This window comes from Ruegeria sp. AL11, from assembly GCF_056540865.1.
The window spans coordinates 1-1,690 of record NZ_JBQFXO010000039.1; the positions used below are offsets into that span (position 1 = coordinate 1).

Sequence of the window (1,690 nt, forward strand, 5' to 3'; positions counted from 1 at the left end):
GTGTGGCCATCATGCCAATCCCCATCCGACCGTTTGACAGCCGGCCTTCCCGGGGACCTATGAAATCAATGCCCAGCGTCTTCAGTCTTGCGACATTGTTCTGGGTGGTGATGTTGTTCCACATATTCGTGTTACAGGCCGGGCACAGGATCACGGGCTTCTTCTGGTACTGCCACGCCACAAAGACCGAGGACAGAAGGTTATCGGCGATCCCGTTTGCCACTTTGCCCATGGTGTTGCAGGTGATAGGAGCGACGATCACGCAATCGGCCCAGTCGCATAGCGCCAGATGAGACGCTCGCACCGGCATGTCGAATTCCATGTAACGGAAGTTCCATTCATCATCGTCGCGGTAGTAGTCGTTATGGGTGATCTTGGCGTCGATCCGTTCAGCGCCGAAGTCCCGAAAGAACTTCTCGGCCGAAGTGGAAGGGATCAGTTTGACATTGTGTCCGGCGTCGACGATGCGCTCAACCAGTTCGGGGATCTTGTCTGCCGCTGATGATCCGCAGGCACAAAGCAGCACGTTGCGTTTGCCGCTGCTTACCTGGTTCATCACACCTTTGGGATAGCCGAACATGTTCTTGTTCAGGCTGGGCGTCTCTTCAAGCTTGGAAACGGGAAGACCCGCTTCGATCATGCGGTCCTGAAGGTGACCCGCCTTGATCATGTCCACAATGTCTTCCAGCTTTTCGCCTTTGCTGATGCATTGGCCTTGGAAAAACAGGTAGGGAACTTTGGGTTTTTCACCTAAAGATATCAGCTGACGTCGCATCTTTATCGCGTTGGGGTCGCGACCGCCCACATCTACCTGCTTTACGCTGGTCGCACCGATGTTCGAAAGAACACTTCTGAGCATGTAGGACCATGGGTCTTCATCTTCATAAAACAGAACCATGGGGTTGTTCCGGATAATGCTGGTGACATCTCCGGGGTCTTCGGGCGGCTCAACCGTTTCGATCACCAGCAACGCCGGGTTTTCCAGATCGCGCAGCCCGCGGAAGATGTTGCCGCGAGGGGCTTGCCAGACCTGTGACGTTGCGGGGCTCATGTCGACGATCGTCACAAGGTCGGTTGCTTCATCATATGCGATACAGAGGCACCAGAATTCTTCGAGCAACGCGGTTTCCCGGTAAACGTTTACTGGTGGGCGGATGGCTTCGATCCCGGTGACCCGATTAAAGTCGATATTGATCATCAGGTGACGGTCCGCAATGGCGTCCAGGCCCTGAAGTTGCATCTTGAACCAGTCTTCGGGGGTATCGATCGATGTGTCCTCGCGCGTTCCGAAACTGCGAAGTGAACTGCTCAGGTGCACGTTTTCGGACCCGTTCAGGTATTTCTGGGCCATGTCGTGCATGTCCGCGGCCGTGGCCACCCGTGAGACAACATCCGTGAAAGAGGCTTCGGTGGCCCGCAGCAGCTCGTCTTCGTCCACCTTGTCATCGCCGTGAATGGCCAGGCTTTCCACCAACACCCCCAAGGAGTTCATGTTCGGAGTGGCGCGGCGGAACAGGTTGCGCCGTTTCTTGGGGTCTTTTGCCAGATAGAGCGTGCTGTCGACATAGTTGCATCGTTGCTTGAATGTCTTCAGATGCGTCTTGACCGCGGCACGCGCCGAGAAGCGCAAAATGCCACGCGACCGCATCGAGGTTCCGTCACGGTCCGACATCGCCTTCCAAAGCCGGTC

The 1,690-nt window shown here is 56.0% G+C and carries 1 protein-coding gene; it reads right to left on the bottom strand.

Going from position 1 to position 1,690, the window contains the following annotated elements:
• The coding region (locus ACR0IP_RS23100) for a flavoprotein (RefSeq protein ID WP_480528149.1) at positions 1-1,690 on the bottom strand (1,690 nt) is incomplete at both ends.